The following is a 15,491-nucleotide window of genomic DNA, read 5'->3' on the forward strand; positions in this document are numbered from 1 at the left end:
TGAAAAAACAACTGAACACGCACAACAAACCTCAGCGCCAATCAAATGGTAGTAGCCCGCCACTCGCGGCATTCCTCTAAGTATGCCCTCGTATCCTGGGTCAGCCGGGCGATGCCAATCAATCTCGAAAGCTCCAGTACTGAGTCCTCGGAAACCGCGATGCGTGCCGTATGTTGATCCTCGACCCACGCAATCTCGGTACGCGATACTTCCCGAATTGTTCTTCCGGCCAGGCCTCTGAAAGGTACTCTGCTGGCAAGTGAGCCTTTGCTCCATAAAAAATTTGTGCTGCCCTCGCTTGAGGACTCCCACATATGATGCATGGATGAGATTCGCTTCTGTATACGACTGCCTGTCCTTTGCCAGCCATGCGCTTGGGAGATGCGACGGGCTAAGCTTAATTCGGATATGGGGGTGTCCGAGGCAATTATGTGACGAATCAGCTGAGCCAGTGTGTCGTCGTAAGATGAATCGAAGAATCGCTCTGGATCCGCTGTAACAACAGGGGAATCGGATGTTGATTTGATAGTATCCGGCGCGGAGGCATACATAAGCCTAGTTTGCTCTTCCTCCTCCGGCCCTTCTTCTGTAAACACCTCAATGGGCGTTGGCAGTTCTTCGTCTGGAGTGAATGTTTCAACGTGGTTAAAGTCGGACGCGGTTGCCTGCTCGCTGGCCTTTTGCTCTCGGTCTTCAGCTAACGCTGCACGTAAGGCGTTATCTACCCTCTCGGCGGCTACGACAGAGTTTCGGAACCAATCGGTCGACCAAATTCTTAGCACCTTCCACCCCAGTCCTTCCAACACCGCTTGACGGATGCGATCACGATCACGCGCTGTGGCAGAACCGTGATAAGTTGCGCCGTCGCATTCAACGCCCGCCAGCCACGCGCCTGCATAGTCGGGATGACGTATGCCTAGGTCGATCCGGAAACCGGAGACCCCTATTTGTGTATGCACTTCCCACCCTTTTTGGATTAGCGCCTCACGCACAGCTGCTTCAAAGGGCGAGTCCACTCCGCCTAAAGATCCCGAGTCTTGAGCGGCAAGTGCAACCGCTCCTCTATCAGCAAAATCGAGGAAAGCCTTGAAATCCTTGACGCCCCTGGCACCGGTTCTGCTCAGGTCAATCTGGTCAGCGGTGAGTGAGCTGAACACATGAAGCTCTGAGCGCGCGCGCGTAACCGCAACGTTAAGGCGTTTCTCTCCGCCATCCAAATTCAGGGCACCGAAGTTCATAGAGATCTTACCGGCAGAGTCGGCACCGAAGGTCGTGGAGAACAGGATGACATCACGTTCATCCCCTTGGATGTTCTCGAGGTTCTTAACGATGACCGGCTCTTCGCGTTCGTCGGAAAAGAACCACTCTAACGAAGGATTTGCTTTTCGCTCAGCATCTAGAAGATCTAGAAGGAGGCTCTGCTGTTGAGCATTGAAGGTGATGACGCCCAAGGTATGCCGCTGCGATTCGGGTACCAGCAACCACTCGGTGAGCTTGGCCCGGATTAACGAGACGAGTGCGCGCGCTTCGTCCGGATTCGTACGCCCTTGGCCTCGCATGTAGGTACCATTGATTTTATGAAGACGTAGGGCATCGTCGGAGGCGTTGGGCGACGGGAACGTCACAAGCCCACCATCATAGTAATTGTGGTTGGAGAATGCGATGAGTGCCTCGTCGCGGCTCCGATAGTGCCAATTCAGACGATGTGTAGGTATGCCGGCTGCCGTCACCTCGTCCAGGATTGATGGCATATCTTTTTCGAACTCGGCGAGGTCCTGGCTATCACCCTCTCCGTCGTCATTGCGGCCGAAGAAGTTAGTTGGGGGAAGCTGCTTAGGGTCCCCTACGATGATGGCTTGACGCCCTCGTGCAATGGCACCCACAGCATCCCAGGTCGAAATCTGGGAGGCCTCATCGAAGATGACGAGATCAAACTGTGCTTGCCCTGGGGGCAGGTACTGAGCAACCGATAGGGGGGACATAAGTACGCACGGTGCCAACTTTGCAAAGGTAGTCGGCATTTCGGAGATAAGGTTTCGAATAGCGGCCGTGGGTCTTTGAAGCCCCAACTGATGGCGTAGCAAACCGAGTTCGGATCGGCGAGGCACACTCTCGGCTAATGGCAGGTCGTTTCCGAGCCGGCGCATGACCTCGCTGGCAGCCAAGTCAGTCATGGCCTGATCAAGTTCACGGAAGCGCTGAATGAGTGTTTCATGCTCCCAGTGCGCGAAACTGCGCAAGGAGCTTGAGGCGTCCATCGCCAGCCTGAGCCACCAGGTCATATACGCTCGTTCGAAGGTCGCAGCAGTGTCGGAAATCAGTTCGCCCGCTTCGAGTGCTTGGGCCAGAGGCAAGAGCCCGACGGCCTCAGCGCGCTGCCTGGATGACAACCATTTCAACCAGTCAGCCAGCCTACCGCTATAGGTGTCCAGCCCCGCTAGAAGCGTTTCAACCTGTGGCCCGTCCTCGAAAGCCTTCCCTCCAGCAGCAGCGAAGGCCTCCCGCTCTATAACTAAAGCTTTCAACGCCGTGTCCAGCCGTTGAAGGAGCGGTCTCGTTGCTCCACCATCTTGCAAGATCAGGTCGACCCGCTGCTCCATGATGCGCGCTGTCAGTATTCCCGAACGAGCGAGCAGTTCCTCGAAGCTGAGGTAGGCTTCCGCGGTGTCCAACGCCTCATCTATCTTTTGGATATCGGTTTTCTCGCCGCTGAAAGATAAAAGTGTTGCCAGGGGTGAAGCGTTAATCCGAAGCTGTGCCGCCAGCAAGTTGCGAAGTGCTGGAATATCCGTCTGGGGGCTTGCCAGCTTTCCGCTACTGTATGTCCGCAGCAGCTTCGTTACCTTGCTCTGTGCGAAGGATTTGAGGATCGAGAACTTGGTCCCTGCCTCTCGCCATTGCAACTCAAGGGCTTCCAGCGGCATAGATGCAATGGTCCGGTCCTCGTACTCGCCCTTCAACTGCCGACGAGCAGCATCGCACTGAGCCAGCTCATTTGCTAACGGCGATATTACTGCCCGCAACTCCCGAGGATTCTTCAGCGAGGCGGAATCAATGGCAGGTTTGCCCAATCGCATGGCGGGCAGATGGTCAATAACCGGCCAGACCTCAGGCTGTATGGCCGTGCAGCCGAACAGCGCACCCAGTGCTCCCCGGGCGGAATTGACTTCCCGTATCGCGATTCGCAGCCGTCGCGCAGTTTCCAGAAGTTTGTCCTGCCATGCATATGACCATTCGCCTGGACAGATCAAGGAAAGAGGGCCATCGAGAGGAAAGTCAGCAACAATGGCGTGCCTCTGACCTAACTCGGCTGCCAGTGCACGCAGTCGGTTCCAGCTATGGGCATCGTGGCAGTCCTTATCAGCAAAGCTAAGCGTGAACGGTACCGGGCCGCTGACCGCGCGTCCTATAGCCTGGAAAACGCTGAATCCTTGGGTGCCAGGCCGGTGGAGCTCTTCGACGTAGGCATTCAGTTGGTCGCGTGTCAGGCGCACATCTTCCGTAACCTGCATCCATTCTTGGGCACATGGGGTACTTGCGCGCTGCCACGACCGGCCCAGTTGTTGGAGAACAGCCTTGCGATCAGCTTTGTTGGAATGGAGTTCGAGAACGGCGGACCCCAAGCCCTGGCGCACCAAACGTCGTTGAACGACGTCCAGCGCTGCTGCTTTCTCCGCAACAAATAAGACCGTCCGCCCTCTCGCCAACTGGTCGGCGATGATGTTGGTGATAGTTTGGCTCTTTCCTGTCCCTGGCGGTCCGATCAGGACGAAATCGCGTCGTTCTCCCGCAGCCACCACTGCGGCAAGTTGTGAGCTGTCTGCTGGCAGCGGAGCCAGGATATCGGCGGGCGCGTGTCTATGATCGATATCTTCCGGTCGCGGCATAGGGGTTCGTGCGCCTTCGAACGCTTCGCTCGGACTGTCGACGAGATGTCTGACCAGCGCGCTTTCTCGCAAGTTGTCGGTGCGGTCGACGAGGTCCTTCCACATCAAATACTTTGCAAATGAGAAAGTAGAGAGCGCGCACTCCTCCAGCACTTCGAAACCGGCGACATCGCGAACTCGTCGACGTATGATCTCGAGAATGAGAGGAATGTCTAGTCCACGCTCGTCGCAAGGCAACTCTCCCTCCAGTTCGGGAATACGGAGTTCGAAGTCCCGTTTAAGGAGTTCAAGCAGCGTTGCGTTAATCCGAACTTCATCTTCAAGCTGTGTAAGGCGGAACTCGGACTGGGCCGAGCGCCGCTCCAGCTTGACCGGCAGGAGTAATAGCGGGGCGCGATAGTGGCGGGGCTCCGATTCGGTCCGTTTCCACCTGAGGAACCCGACGACCAGGAACAGTGTGTTCGTTCCTCCTTCCTGGACATCGCTGCGCGCCTTCCTATATAGCTCAGTAAGGCGATTGGCCATCTCGCGCGCAGTGAGCGGTACGGCAACTTGGCCTTTGGCTAGCGCATCCAGCGCTAGGCTGGTTTCAATCGCGCGAGCTTGTTGCGGCGTGACATCACGCCCGGAAAGTGCATTCTCGTCCTTGAGGGCCAACAAGCGGAACGTCTTGCCTTCGGCCAATTGGTCTTCGAGTTCCGACACGTTTGGGCAGATCAAGCCTACAGATAGCTTTGTTTCCTTGAAGTTGAGCAGTTTATTGGCCAAAGAAAGGTCTAATAGCTTACGTTGCCACCTTTCAATTCTCCCCAGCGCAGTTGAAGGAGCTATTTCAATGATGTCACCCGGTAAGTGCCCAAGATCCAGTGGACGAGGTAGGGCAGCGGGCGTGGACGCATCAGGTTGCTCATCGGTAGCGATAGGATCCCGATGGCTGGCAAGTGGACGGATGCGCGCAGCTCGCGCGCGGTTGATATCTATTGCTTTCTCGAATTCGGTTTCGTTCGCTTCAGAAAATCTATCTAAACCGGCTTCCATTGCCTGCTCGAAGCCGACGCTGGGTCGCTTTGTCAGCAAAGTCGTTTCCAGCGCGATGAACTCGCGGGCGGCCGCTGCTTTGCGCACTGCGATGACATCAGGCTCTATCAATTTGCCAAAATCGTTGTTGGTGATCCACACACCTACCCACGCATGGCCTCGCGAGAAAAGAATGGACGCATGCAATCCTGCGGCCTCGAATGCTGCAGCCAGCAACAAAGTAGTATCAAGGCAGGTAGCGAGGCCTTCAGCCACGATGCGTTCAGGATCGCGTATCTTCTGTCCGCTACGCTCAAATGAGGCCGGTGGAACGGCATACGCCAGATTCAGTCCCGTCGCGGCGGACCAGATGGCTCCCGCGATCATCCACACGCGCTGAGGACTATTCGATTGGTATCCCTCCATCGAACCATCATGTCCCGCGGCCTCTAGTAGAGACGATGCTTGCTTTAGCAATCGAGCTACCTGTGGCTGATTCGGAGAAACGAATGCAGCAAGAATGTTTTCCATCTCGCTGAGACCGCCCCATTCATCTCTGGCCAGTAGCTCGACGGGATCTTGGTTGCACTCAACCAGATCGTCGCCGATCCTCAACGAGAACTCAAGCTGCCCGATCTCTGCTTCGTCAATACCGCCAAGAATTGCCGTATCAAGCGGTGTCGCTAGATCACCCAATTCGACATGCTCCCCGGGCCGGATACGGTCGATCTGCCAGACCTTGTCGCGCAGTACCGCAGGATTCGCACGGAGCGTCAGCGAAACGTTGGTCGCTGCTACGTCACCGCTGTTGTGAATGCAGAGCGAATGCAGCACAGACGCGTTGTTTTGCGCCATCGCGAAGTTGATCTTCGTGTTGACGCGCTTCTCTAGCGCAAGGATGGCTTTCGGTGGCTCTGTTGCCAGCGAGTTGGCGACGGCCGCACTCTTCTGCTTTTCTTGCATATCTCGACCCGATGATCTTTCAACTTGCTCAGGGTGATCTGGAAACCTATCGAACGCTAGTCTAGTTATGAACTTAGAATGACTTCAGTCCAGTGGAGGTCCCACGCCTGGCTAAAATTGAAAAATATTCTCACAAATAGGTATGGTTTAACACATTTCGAGAGAAGCTGAACGACCGCGCCACTTCTGAGGCCATCGCGACGCTCTAAATTTGTGCATGGCCTGCACACCCGCCTTCGTGATGAATGTTTGCTCATGGACGGTTGTACAAAGTACCTGGCTGTTGCACTGCGTGCAGACGGTAAGCCCAATGAGCGAAGGTCGTTAGAATACCGTTTCGCTTTTGAGTGAGTAACGCTCACCGTGCTACGACGTCTAGTCAGCGCTTTTCCAGTCGCCACCCGACTGCCCTTGGCCGAAAGCAGCTGTTACAAGGCCAATCCAGGCTTGATCATGTATCGCATGTGAAATCAAGTCCGACCTAACGGACCTTGGAGCCAAGCCGTAAAGCGCCTCACGACCTAATAGGACTTCACGCCGTAAAGGGATCTCAACGCATAATGGAACCTTAAGGCGTGGCGGGCAGGCCGGGGCCAGGCGACCTTTGAGCAAGCCGCAGCCCTCGTTTCGCAGCGGGGGCGTAAGAGGGCGTGCTGTCTGAATGAAATTAGCAGCCGGGGGCTGCTAATTTCATGAGTTCACGCCCGTACCCCGCTGTGAAGCGACGGCAAGGGCAGCCCCGAAGGGGCCGACGCGATGGGAGCACGGCCCCGGCCTGCCCGCCACGCCGTTTAAGAAACCAAGGGAAGACAGCTTATAAACAAGCCGCTGTAAGAAACCAAAAACCGGGCGTGTACTAAGCGGCGACGCCCTGCTGGCCCTTCGGCTCCTTAGGCGCCTTAACCCTAAGCTTCCGCCACATCATATACATCATCAGCGCCGTGAACAGCGCATGAATCAGCCAGACCCCCACGCCAAAACTCAACTGCCCCTTCCCTATCCAGCCCCGCGACAGATTGATCAGGTTCATATACAACAACCCTACCAGGCCCGCGATAAGGAAATCCCCCGACCGGCCCAGGCGCGGGTTCACCGCCCCCAGGGGTATCGCCAGCAAAGCCAGGTTTAGCGCAGCCAAGGGCAAAGCCAGCCGCCACATGATCTGCGAACGCGCATTATCGTTGTCATCCGTGAAAAGCTGCGCCGTCGGCCGCGCCTTGATCTCGCTTTCCGCCATCTGCCGCACCGCATCGATCGAACTGGCGCTGGCCTTGCTTTCTAGCCGGAAACCATAGCGCTCGAAATCGATCATCCGGAAATCCGGCTTGCCCGGCTTTAAATCGTAGCGATGGCCCTCGCTAAGCACCAGGAAGCGATCCCCATTCTTTTCGTTCTGTATGCGCGCGCTTTCGGCCGTAATCACACTGAGCCATTCGGGATCAATCACCCTGGCGATCACATTGCCCATTTCCTCGCCCGGCCGGGTGGGTTCCTCGGCGAAAAACACTCTGGCGCCGTCTTCGGTTTCGATGAACTGCCCCGCCGTCACCTTGGACAAATCGGACCGCTGCTCGTAGCGCTGCCTGTATTCGCTGATCTGGCGATAGGCCCAGGGCGAAGCCATCAGCGTCAGCACGGCGATCACCACCGCCACCGGCACCGCGCAGCGCAGCACCGGCCCCACCCAATCCTTCAACGACAAGCCGCTGGCAAACCACACCACCATTTCCGACTCGCGGAAATTACGCGTCACCGTGGTCAATACCGCAATAAAAAGAGATACGGCCAGTATCACCGGCAAGGCGGTGATACTGGAAAAAGTCGCCAGGCCGAAAACAACGTCGGCGCCTATGGTTCCGTTAGCGGCCTCGCCCAGCAGGCGGACCAGCAGGACACTAAGCCAAACGACCAGCAAGGTCGAGAACACGACGCCTGCGTGACTCGAGATTTCGGATACTACGGAACGCTTGAATAGTGACATGAGAGAATATGCGGGATAATCGTAAGCATCTTATGGACACTTTCGGGAAACTCGAATGGAATTTAGCACACAGACCACTGCTTCTTTGCATCAAATCAAAACACCGGCCCTGGCTATAGGCGTTTTCGGCGACGGCATCCTGAGCCCGGCCGCCGACATTATCGACCGCGCCAGCAACGGCGCCTTGCGCGAAGCACTGAAAACAGAATTCAAGGGCAAGCCCAATACCCATCTGGTCTTGCGGAATCTACCCGGAATATCCGCAACACGCGTCATTTTAGTCGGCCTTGGCAAACAGGACAGCTATAACGCCGCCGCCCACGCCGCCGGCGAGCTGGTCTTTGCCAATTACTGCGCCAACGCCGGTCTTGCCGAAGGCGTATCCGCCCTGGCCGCCATCGAATGCGCCGACGCCGGCCTGCGTGCCCGCGCGCGGGCCGCCGCTGTGGCGGCCGGACGTGCCACCTATCGCTACAACGCGACACTGAGCAAGAAACAGGACGACGCGCCCAAGCTAAGAAAGATAACGGTGTGGATAGCCCGCACCCAGGCCACCGAGGCGCAAAACGGCCTGCGCGAAGGCCGGGCCATGGCCAACGGCATGAATCTTACGCGCTTGCTGGGCGACCTGCCGCCCAATGTGTGCACGCCGACCTATCTGGGCAGTACCGCTAAAAAGCTCGCCAAGGAATTCAAGAGCCTGAAGGCCGAGGTCCTGGACCGCAAGCAGATCGAAACCCTGAAAATGGGTTCTTTCCTGTCCGTGGCGCGCGGCTCGTACGAAGCGCCCGCCTTCATCGTCCTTAAGCACGCCGCGGCGGGCGGCAAGACGGCGAAGAACCGCAAGGCCCCCATCGTCCTGGTCGGCAAAGGCATCACCTTTGACGCCGGCGGCATTTCGCTCAAGCCCGCCGCCAACATGGACGAAATGAAGTACGACATGTGCGGCGCCGCCAGTGTGCTGGGCACCCTGCGCGCCGTGGCCGAGCTGGAACTGGACCGCGACGTCATCGGCCTGATACCCGCTTGCGAGAACCTGCCCAGCGGCCGCGCCAACAAGCCTGGCGATGTCGTGACCAGCATGTCGGGACAAACCATCGAAATCCTCAATACCGATGCCGAAGGCCGCCTGGTCCTGTGCGACGCGCTGACCTATGCCGAGCGCTTCAAACCGGCCGCGGTCATCGACATCGCCACCCTGACCGGGGCCTGCGTCGTCGCCTTGGGGCATGTCAACACCGGCCTGTTCAGCAAGGACGACGCACTGGCCGACAGTCTGCTGCGCGCCGGCCGCGAGGCCAACGATACCGCCTGGCGCCTGCCTTTGGACGAGGCCTACCAGGAGCAACTGCGCTCCAACTTTGCCGACATCGCCAATATCGGCGGCCCTCCGGCCGGCGCCGTGACCGCCGCCTGCTTCCTGTCACGGTTTGCAGGCAGCTATCCATGGGCCCACCTGGATATCGCCGGCACGGCATGGCGCAGCGGCAAGGACAAAGGCGCTTCCGGACGGCCTGTCCCCCTGCTGGTGCAGTATCTTCTGGGCCAGGCCTGACGCCGCGGCATGGCTATAAGGCACGCCGCACAGGCCGGGACGGGAGCCGCGCAATGAGCCGGGTGGATTTCGCTTTCGGCGCCGCCGACCGGCTGCGCATGGCATGCGAAGTGGTGCGCAAGCACTACCTGTCGGGCCGCCGCTTGATTGTCTATACCCAGGACAAGCAAAGGCTGGCCCGTTTCGACCGCCTGCTGTGGGGCTTCGACCCCGAGGCTTTTGTGCCCCATGTCCAGGCCGACGATCCGCTGGCCGCGCAGACCTCGGTGCTGCTTACCGCCACCGAGCCCATGCCCGCACCGCAGGCCGGACCGCCGCCCTGGCTGATCAACCTGGACTTGCAATGCCCGCCGGGCGCTGAGCGCTTCGAGCGCATACTGGAAATCGTGTCGGGCCACGAAGACGACAAGAATGCCGCGCGCCAGCGCTGGCGCGAATACCAGCAGGCCGGCCACGATCTGCATGCGCACGACGTCTCGCCAAAAGATACAGGCGCATAATGTCGGAGGAAACCCGCATAAGTGCCCGTTTGGCTTGCATATTCAGTTATTTGTAAGTTATTCTGGCACTACGATTATGGAACCTGGGCCGCGCAGGCCTGTCCAATAGCTTCAAGAACCAAAGGATAGAACATGAGCGACTTTCGTCAACCTCTTGCAGACGCCAACGGCTACGCCTCCGCATCATCGCTGGCGGTACGCAACCGCGTCATGCGCAATACTTATTGGCTGCTGACCCTTTCGCTGATACCCACCGTGCTGGGCGCGCTGGTCGGCCTGAATACCGGCATCAATCAGGTGATGGGCAGCAGCCCGGGCACCAGCGCCATCGTCTTCCTGGTGGGCGCCTTCGGCCTGATGTATCTTATCGAGCGCAACAAGAACAGTTCGCTGGGCGTCGCCCTGCTGCTGGCCTTTACTTTCTTCATGGGCATCATGCTGTCGCGCCTGTTGGGCCATGTCATGGGCCTGGCCAACGGGTCGCAGCTCATCATGATGGCCTTCGGCGGCACCGCTGTGGTGTTTGGCGCCATGGCCAGCGTGGCCACGACCAGCAAGCGCGACTTCTCCACCATGCACAAATTCCTGTTCATCGGTGTCGTCATTCTTATCGTCGCGTCGCTGGCCAATATCTTCCTGCAGTTGCCGGCGCTCATGCTGACCATTTCGGTCATGGCCATCGCCATTTTCTCGGCTTTGCTGCTGGTGGACCTGCAACGCGTCATCAATGGCGGCGAAACCAATTACGTTACCGCCACCCTGGCCATCTACCTGGACGTCTACAACATTTTCGCCAACCTGCTGATGCTGCTGGGCATCTTCGGCGGCAACCGCGAATAATCCTTGTGTTTTCGGGTGGCACGGCCGCCCGAAACGCAGATCACGGCAAGCAAAAACCCGGATCAGGCCTTGGCGCCGATCCGGGTTTTTTACATCGGCGGTCTTTTAGCATTAACGGGGCGGCTTCCGCCCCAGACCTGATTCATGGGGGACAGCCTGTCGCTGCATGGGCATTAGCGCCCTTCCTGCTGCCACTTGCGCGCACCTTCCGCCGCCATCAACGCAACAGCAAGCCAGATCGGTATATAGGTCAGCCAGGCGGATGGGCTTATGCTCTCGTCCAGGAACAGGTAGGCTACCCAAAAAAGCAAGACGGGTTCCACATAGCCCAGCAGCCCGAACAGGCCCAGGGGCAGCATGCGGCTGGCCGAGATATAGCCTATCAGGGCCGTTGAGCTGATCAAGCCCAGCACCGGTACCAGCCACAGCAGCCTGGGTGCGTGGGTAAACTGGGCCAGCACGCTTACTTCCTGGGTATACAGGATGAATACGGCGGCCGGCGCTATCAACAGCATGTCGAACCACAAGGTGCTAAGCGAACCCATACGCAAGACGCGGCGCAGCATGAAATAAGGCGGATAGCCGAACATCACCAGGGCCGTCGCCCACGAAAACGAATTGACCCGGAACAGTTCATGCGCGACGCCCAGCGCCGCCACCAGGACCGCCACAGTCTGGATGCGGGTGAGTCTTTCCTTATAGACGGCGCGCCCCACCACCACCATGACCAGCGGCAGCAGGAAGTAGCCCATGGACACGTCCAGAGCCTTCCCATGCAGCGGCGCCCATACGAACAGCCATAATTGCACGCCGATCAGCATGGCGCTGACAAGCAGCAGCACGCCCAGGCGCACTTCGCCGCGCAGCCGGCCATGGATGGACCGGATCTCGTCCCAGCCTCGCGCGCGGGAAATAAGCAGCGCCAGGGCCGGCAAGGCCAAGACCACGCGCCAGGCGAAGATTTCCTCGCCGCTGAGCGGGTCCAGTATCGTCGCATAGTAATAAATGGCGGCGAAGAGGCAGGACGAAAACACCGACAGGACCACGCCCCGTTTCATGCTGGACATAGACAAAGCCTGTTCAACCTAAAAAGACGCTCGCGCCGAAGAATGGCCTCTACCGGTTCGGGATCCCTGCCCGGAGCCAAGGCATAATCGGGCAGCTTGCGAAGCAGGTCCGACATCATGCCGGGATGATCCTGCCAGCAGCGAAGCAGCAATTGATCGGGGTCCAGCAGTTCCAGCCCAAGGCCGCGCAGTTCGGACCGATTGAAGTCCCTGATATTGCGTGTAACGATGGCCACGCCGCCCTGCGGCCGCCGCGCCAGCACCGCCCGGCCGGCCGCGACCACATGCCAGTCCTTGGGGTCGCTGCGCCGCAGGCCAGCTTTGAACTCGGTCACGTCGCCCTGGTCCGCCAGCGGAAACGCCAGTTGCAGGGCGTCCCATTGCTCTTGCACATCGGCGTCGGAAACGCTCCACAGGCGCGCGGCGTTGCGCCGCCATTCGTCGCCGATGACGGGGCTCCATGCCAATTCAAAACAGCCCTGGGCGGCCAGGCGCAATAATGCCCTGCGCAAGACATTGGAGATCAGGACGCAGGTATCCAGCACGAGGGTCTCAGGCAGGGTGCTCAATATCGCTGCAACTCCATCAAGACTTTGCGGGTCAGCAGGGGCCGGCCCAGCAGTTCGTTCAGGCGGTCGCGCAGCGATGCGCGCAGTCCGGGTTCGAGCCGGGGATCGTCGAAGTCGGGCGGATCGTCGCCCAGCCCGTAGCCGGTTTCATTCAGCAGCACCCACTCGAAGCGCCTTAAAGCGCTGGCGGCGGGCTGCTGGACCGACAACTGCAGCAAGGCGGCATCGTAAGCCTCGTACAGGACGTCGTGCGGATCCTCGCGCGGCAGCAGGCGCAGCAATAATTCGTTCATGTACCAGGCCGACATATACGAACGGCCGCTCAGCGGCCGTATGCCCGCGGATTCGGCCCGCGTCAGGGTCTTGACCTCGCCCGCCCCGCTCCAGGACAGGAGCAGGGGCTGGAAAGCCGACAGCACCGGGCGCAAGACTGAATAAGGCCTCTTGGCTCCTTTGGCTACCAGCGCCACGACGCCGTGATTGCGTGTAAATACCTGGACGATGAGCGAGGTTTCCCGCCACGCGGCGGCATGCAGCAAATAACCCGCGGCATCCTGAACGCGTTGCGTCCGCCTACTCATATCCCAATTCGCGCAAGGCACTCTCGCGATCGGACCAGCCCTTGCGCACCTTGATGTAGACATCCAGGTGCACCTGCTTGTCCAGCAGCTTGACCATGTCCTGCCGCGCCTCGGATGCAATGCGCTTCATGTGCGCACCGCCCGCGCCAAGCAGGATGGGACGATGCGTTTCGCGCTCGACCACCACGCAGGCGGCAACCCGGACGCCGGCGTCGTTCTCTTCCCACTCCTCGATGACCACGGTGCAGCCGTAAGGCAGTTCGTCGCCCACCAGGCGGAATATCTTTTCGCGGATGAGCTCGGCCACGATAAAGCGCATGGGCCGGTCGGTCAGCGTGTCTTCCTCGAACATGGGTTCGCCTTCGGGCAGGCGCGCACTGATCTCGCCAAGAAGGTTGTCCAGCTGCACCCCGCGCAAGGCGCTGACGGGCACGACAGCCGAGTAGGGAAACTGCGCCATGATCTTGTTGACGTAGGCGAACATGTCGTTCTTGCTTTTCAGGGCATCGACCTTGTTGACCACCAATATGGTATTGCCGGATTTTGGCAGCAGGGGCAGCAATTGCGCGTCGCCCGCCGACCACTTGCCCGCCTCGACCACATGGACGACCACGTCGACGTCGGCCAGCGCCTGGGTGACCACGCGGTTCATCATGCGGTTCATGGCTCCGCCATGGCGGGTCTGGAATCCCGGCGTGTCGACGAAAACGAATTGCTCATGTTCGCGCGTCAGCACGCCATGTATGCGGTGACGCGTGGTCTGGGCCTTGCGCGACACAATGGAAATCTTGCTGCCTATCAGCGCATTGGCCAGCGTGGATTTGCCCACATTGGGACGGCCGACGATGGCGACAAAGCCGCAACGGAATGGATTTGTCATTTGTTCTCCTGGGAGACGGCAACAGGCAGTGAAAGCTGCGTCGACTTTCGGGCTCGGCCCGAACGCGACCCCTTGGCCGGGACCAGCGCGCTTATGGCCGCAATGGCCAGTTCGGCAGCCGACTGCTCGGCCGCGCGCCGGCTTGAACCGGCGGCCGCTACCTTGATTTCGAGCTTGGGAACCTGGCACTCGACTTCGAACATCTGATTATGCGCGGCTCCGTGCGTCGCCACCACGGTGTACAGGGGGAGATCAAGCTTACGCGCCTGCAAGAGCTCCTGCAACAGCGTTTTCGGATCCTTGCCCAGCGTCTTGGGATCGACATTCACCAGCACCGGCTCGTACTGGCTGGCAATCACTTTCTGGGCCGCCTCGAACCCCCCATCCAGGAATACGGCGCCGAACAGCGCTTCCAGCGCATCGGCCAGGATGGACGGACGGCGGAAGCCGCCGCTTTTGAGCTCCCCTTCTCCCAGGCGCAGATACTGCGACAAGGACAGCCGGGTCGCGATGTCGGCCAGCGAGGCCTGCTTGACGAGGTTGGCGCGCAAGCGCGACAGGTCGCCCTCGTCGATTTTCGCGAACCGCTTGAACAGCAAGGCGGCCACCACGAAATTAAGCACGGAATCGCCCAGGAATTCCAGGCGCTCATTATGATGAGCGCTATGGCTGCGATGCGTCAGCGCCTGCTCCAGCAGGGACGCATCATTGAACTGATGGCCCAGCGCTGCCTGCAAGGTAGCCAGCCCGGCCATTACCTGAACCCGCCTATGCGGCTGGGCGAGCTGAAGTTCATCCAGATGAAAAAGGCCCGGCCGACGATGTATTCGTCGGGCACGAAGCCCCAATAACGGCTGTCCAGGCTGTTGTCGCGGTTATCGCCCATCATGAAATAATGCCCCGGCGGCACCGTGCAGCGCACGCCGTTGCCCAGGTATTCGCAATTCTGGCGGAATGGGTAATCGGAAATGGCCATGTAGTCTTGCGACGCCTGCTTGTTAAGCAGGATATTGTGCTTCACCGTTCCCAATTGCTCGGCATAGCGGCCTACATAGGCGGAGCGATCGGGTTCGTAATAGTCGCCATCGCGCTCATGCGCGACCTGCTGGCCATTGATGGTCAGCACCTTGTTCTGGTACTGCACGACATCGCCCGGCAGGCCGACCACCCGCTTGATGTAGTCGACATCGGGGTCCACCGGATAACGGAAGACCATGACGTCGCCTCGGCGCGGCGAACCGATATCGATGATTTTCTTGTCGATGACGGGCAGGCGTATGCCGTACTGGAATTTGTTCACCAGGATCAAGTCGCCATTTTGCAGCGTGGGCAGCATGGAACCGGACGGTATGCGGAAGGGCTCGACCACAAAGGAGCGCAAGGCAAACACGAACAGAATGACGGGAAAGAAACTGACGCAGTATTCAATCCACCATGGCGCCTGGTTGGCCTTGTCGTAGGCTTCCTGGCGAACGCGCAGCGCCTCGGCCGCCGTAAGGCCCGCGGCGGACGGCTCGGTGGCCGCCATGGCCGCCACGGCGCCGGCCCGCCGTTTGGCGCGCAGGTAGAAGAAATCGAGACACCAGACGACGCCCGTCAGGATCAGCAATAAAAATAAAATAAGGGCGAAATCCCAGCTCATACCCGGTAC

General features: G+C 59.2%; 11 protein-coding genes. 3 read left to right on the forward strand and 8 right to left on the reverse strand.

The window, feature by feature from the left end:
- Positions 1–41: 41 nt before the first annotated feature.
- Together proA and lptF are read right to left on the reverse strand one after the other, a co-directional pair.
- Positions 42–5,867 carry an anti-phage protein ProA gene (gene proA / locus V0R37_RS20035; RefSeq protein ID WP_420376240.1) on the reverse strand — a complete coding sequence of 1,942 codons (5,826 nt, stop codon included), beginning with the start codon at positions 5,865–5,867 and terminating at the stop codon, positions 42–44.
- 856 nt (positions 5,868–6,723) lie between these two features.
- The gene (lptF, locus tag V0R37_RS20040) at positions 6,724–7,848 is read right to left on the reverse strand and encodes an LPS export ABC transporter permease LptF (RefSeq protein WP_420376241.1); all 1,125 of its coding nucleotides are present in this window, start codon (positions 7,846–7,848) and stop codon (positions 6,724–6,726) included.
- Positions 7,849–7,903: 55 nt separating this feature from the next.
- On the opposite strand from lptF, the gene V0R37_RS20045 reads away from it, so the two are divergent.
- The 3 genes from V0R37_RS20045 to V0R37_RS20055 all read left to right on the forward strand — a co-directional run bounded on the left by V0R37_RS20045 (position 7,904) and on the right by V0R37_RS20055 (position 10,743).
- Positions 7,904–9,403: a leucyl aminopeptidase gene (locus tag V0R37_RS20045; protein WP_420376242.1), complete on the forward strand. Its 1,500-nt coding sequence runs from the start codon at positions 7,904–7,906 to the stop codon at positions 9,401–9,403.
- A gap of 53 nt (positions 9,404–9,456) precedes the next feature.
- Entirely contained in the window at positions 9,457–9,903 is a 447-nt protein-coding gene (locus tag V0R37_RS20050; protein WP_420376243.1) for a DNA polymerase III subunit chi, read from the forward strand.
- Between the two features lie 132 nt (positions 9,904–10,035).
- On the forward strand, positions 10,036–10,743 hold the full coding sequence (locus V0R37_RS20055) for a Bax inhibitor-1/YccA family protein (RefSeq protein WP_420376244.1): 708 nt from the start codon (positions 10,036–10,038) through the stop codon (positions 10,741–10,743).
- 173 nt (positions 10,744–10,916) lie between these two features.
- On the opposite strand, the gene rarD is transcribed toward V0R37_RS20055, so the two are convergent.
- From rarD to lepB, 6 genes are read right to left on the reverse strand one after another with little or no spacing between them, the layout of a single operon-like run.
- Positions 10,917–11,810, reverse strand: a complete 894-nt coding sequence (rarD, locus tag V0R37_RS20060; protein ID WP_420376245.1) for an EamA family transporter RarD — start codon at positions 11,808–11,810, stop codon at positions 10,917–10,919.
- Positions 11,798–12,382 (reverse strand): PIN domain-containing protein, encoded by a 585-nt coding sequence (locus tag V0R37_RS20065; RefSeq protein ID WP_420376287.1) that lies wholly within the window; start codon positions 12,380–12,382, stop codon positions 11,798–11,800. Before V0R37_RS20065 ends, rarD begins: the two co-directional genes overlap by 13 nt.
- The gene (recO, locus tag V0R37_RS20070; protein ID WP_420376246.1) at positions 12,376–12,960 is read right to left on the reverse strand and encodes a DNA repair protein RecO; all 585 of its coding nucleotides are present in this window, start codon (positions 12,958–12,960) and stop codon (positions 12,376–12,378) included. The genes V0R37_RS20065 and recO overlap by 7 nt, the downstream gene beginning before the upstream one ends.
- Positions 12,953–13,840 carry a GTPase Era gene (gene era, locus V0R37_RS20075; RefSeq protein WP_420376247.1) on the reverse strand — a complete coding sequence of 296 codons (888 nt, stop codon included), beginning with the start codon at positions 13,838–13,840 and terminating at the stop codon, positions 12,953–12,955. The genes recO and era overlap by 8 nt, the downstream gene beginning before the upstream one ends.
- Positions 13,837–14,595, reverse strand: a complete 759-nt coding sequence (gene rnc, locus V0R37_RS20080) for a ribonuclease III (protein WP_420376248.1) — start codon at positions 14,593–14,595, stop codon at positions 13,837–13,839. The genes era and rnc overlap by 4 nt, the downstream gene beginning before the upstream one ends.
- A complete protein-coding gene (lepB, locus tag V0R37_RS20085; RefSeq protein ID WP_420376249.1) occupies positions 14,595–15,482 on the reverse strand; it encodes a signal peptidase I in 888 nt (295 codons plus the stop codon). Before lepB ends, rnc begins: the two co-directional genes overlap by 1 nt.
- Between the last annotated feature and the right edge of the window lie 9 nt (positions 15,483–15,491).

Origin of the sequence: Pollutimonas rozaliensis (genome assembly GCF_048751585.1) — a bacterium.
GTDB lineage: Bacteria > Pseudomonadota > Gammaproteobacteria > Burkholderiales > Burkholderiaceae_B.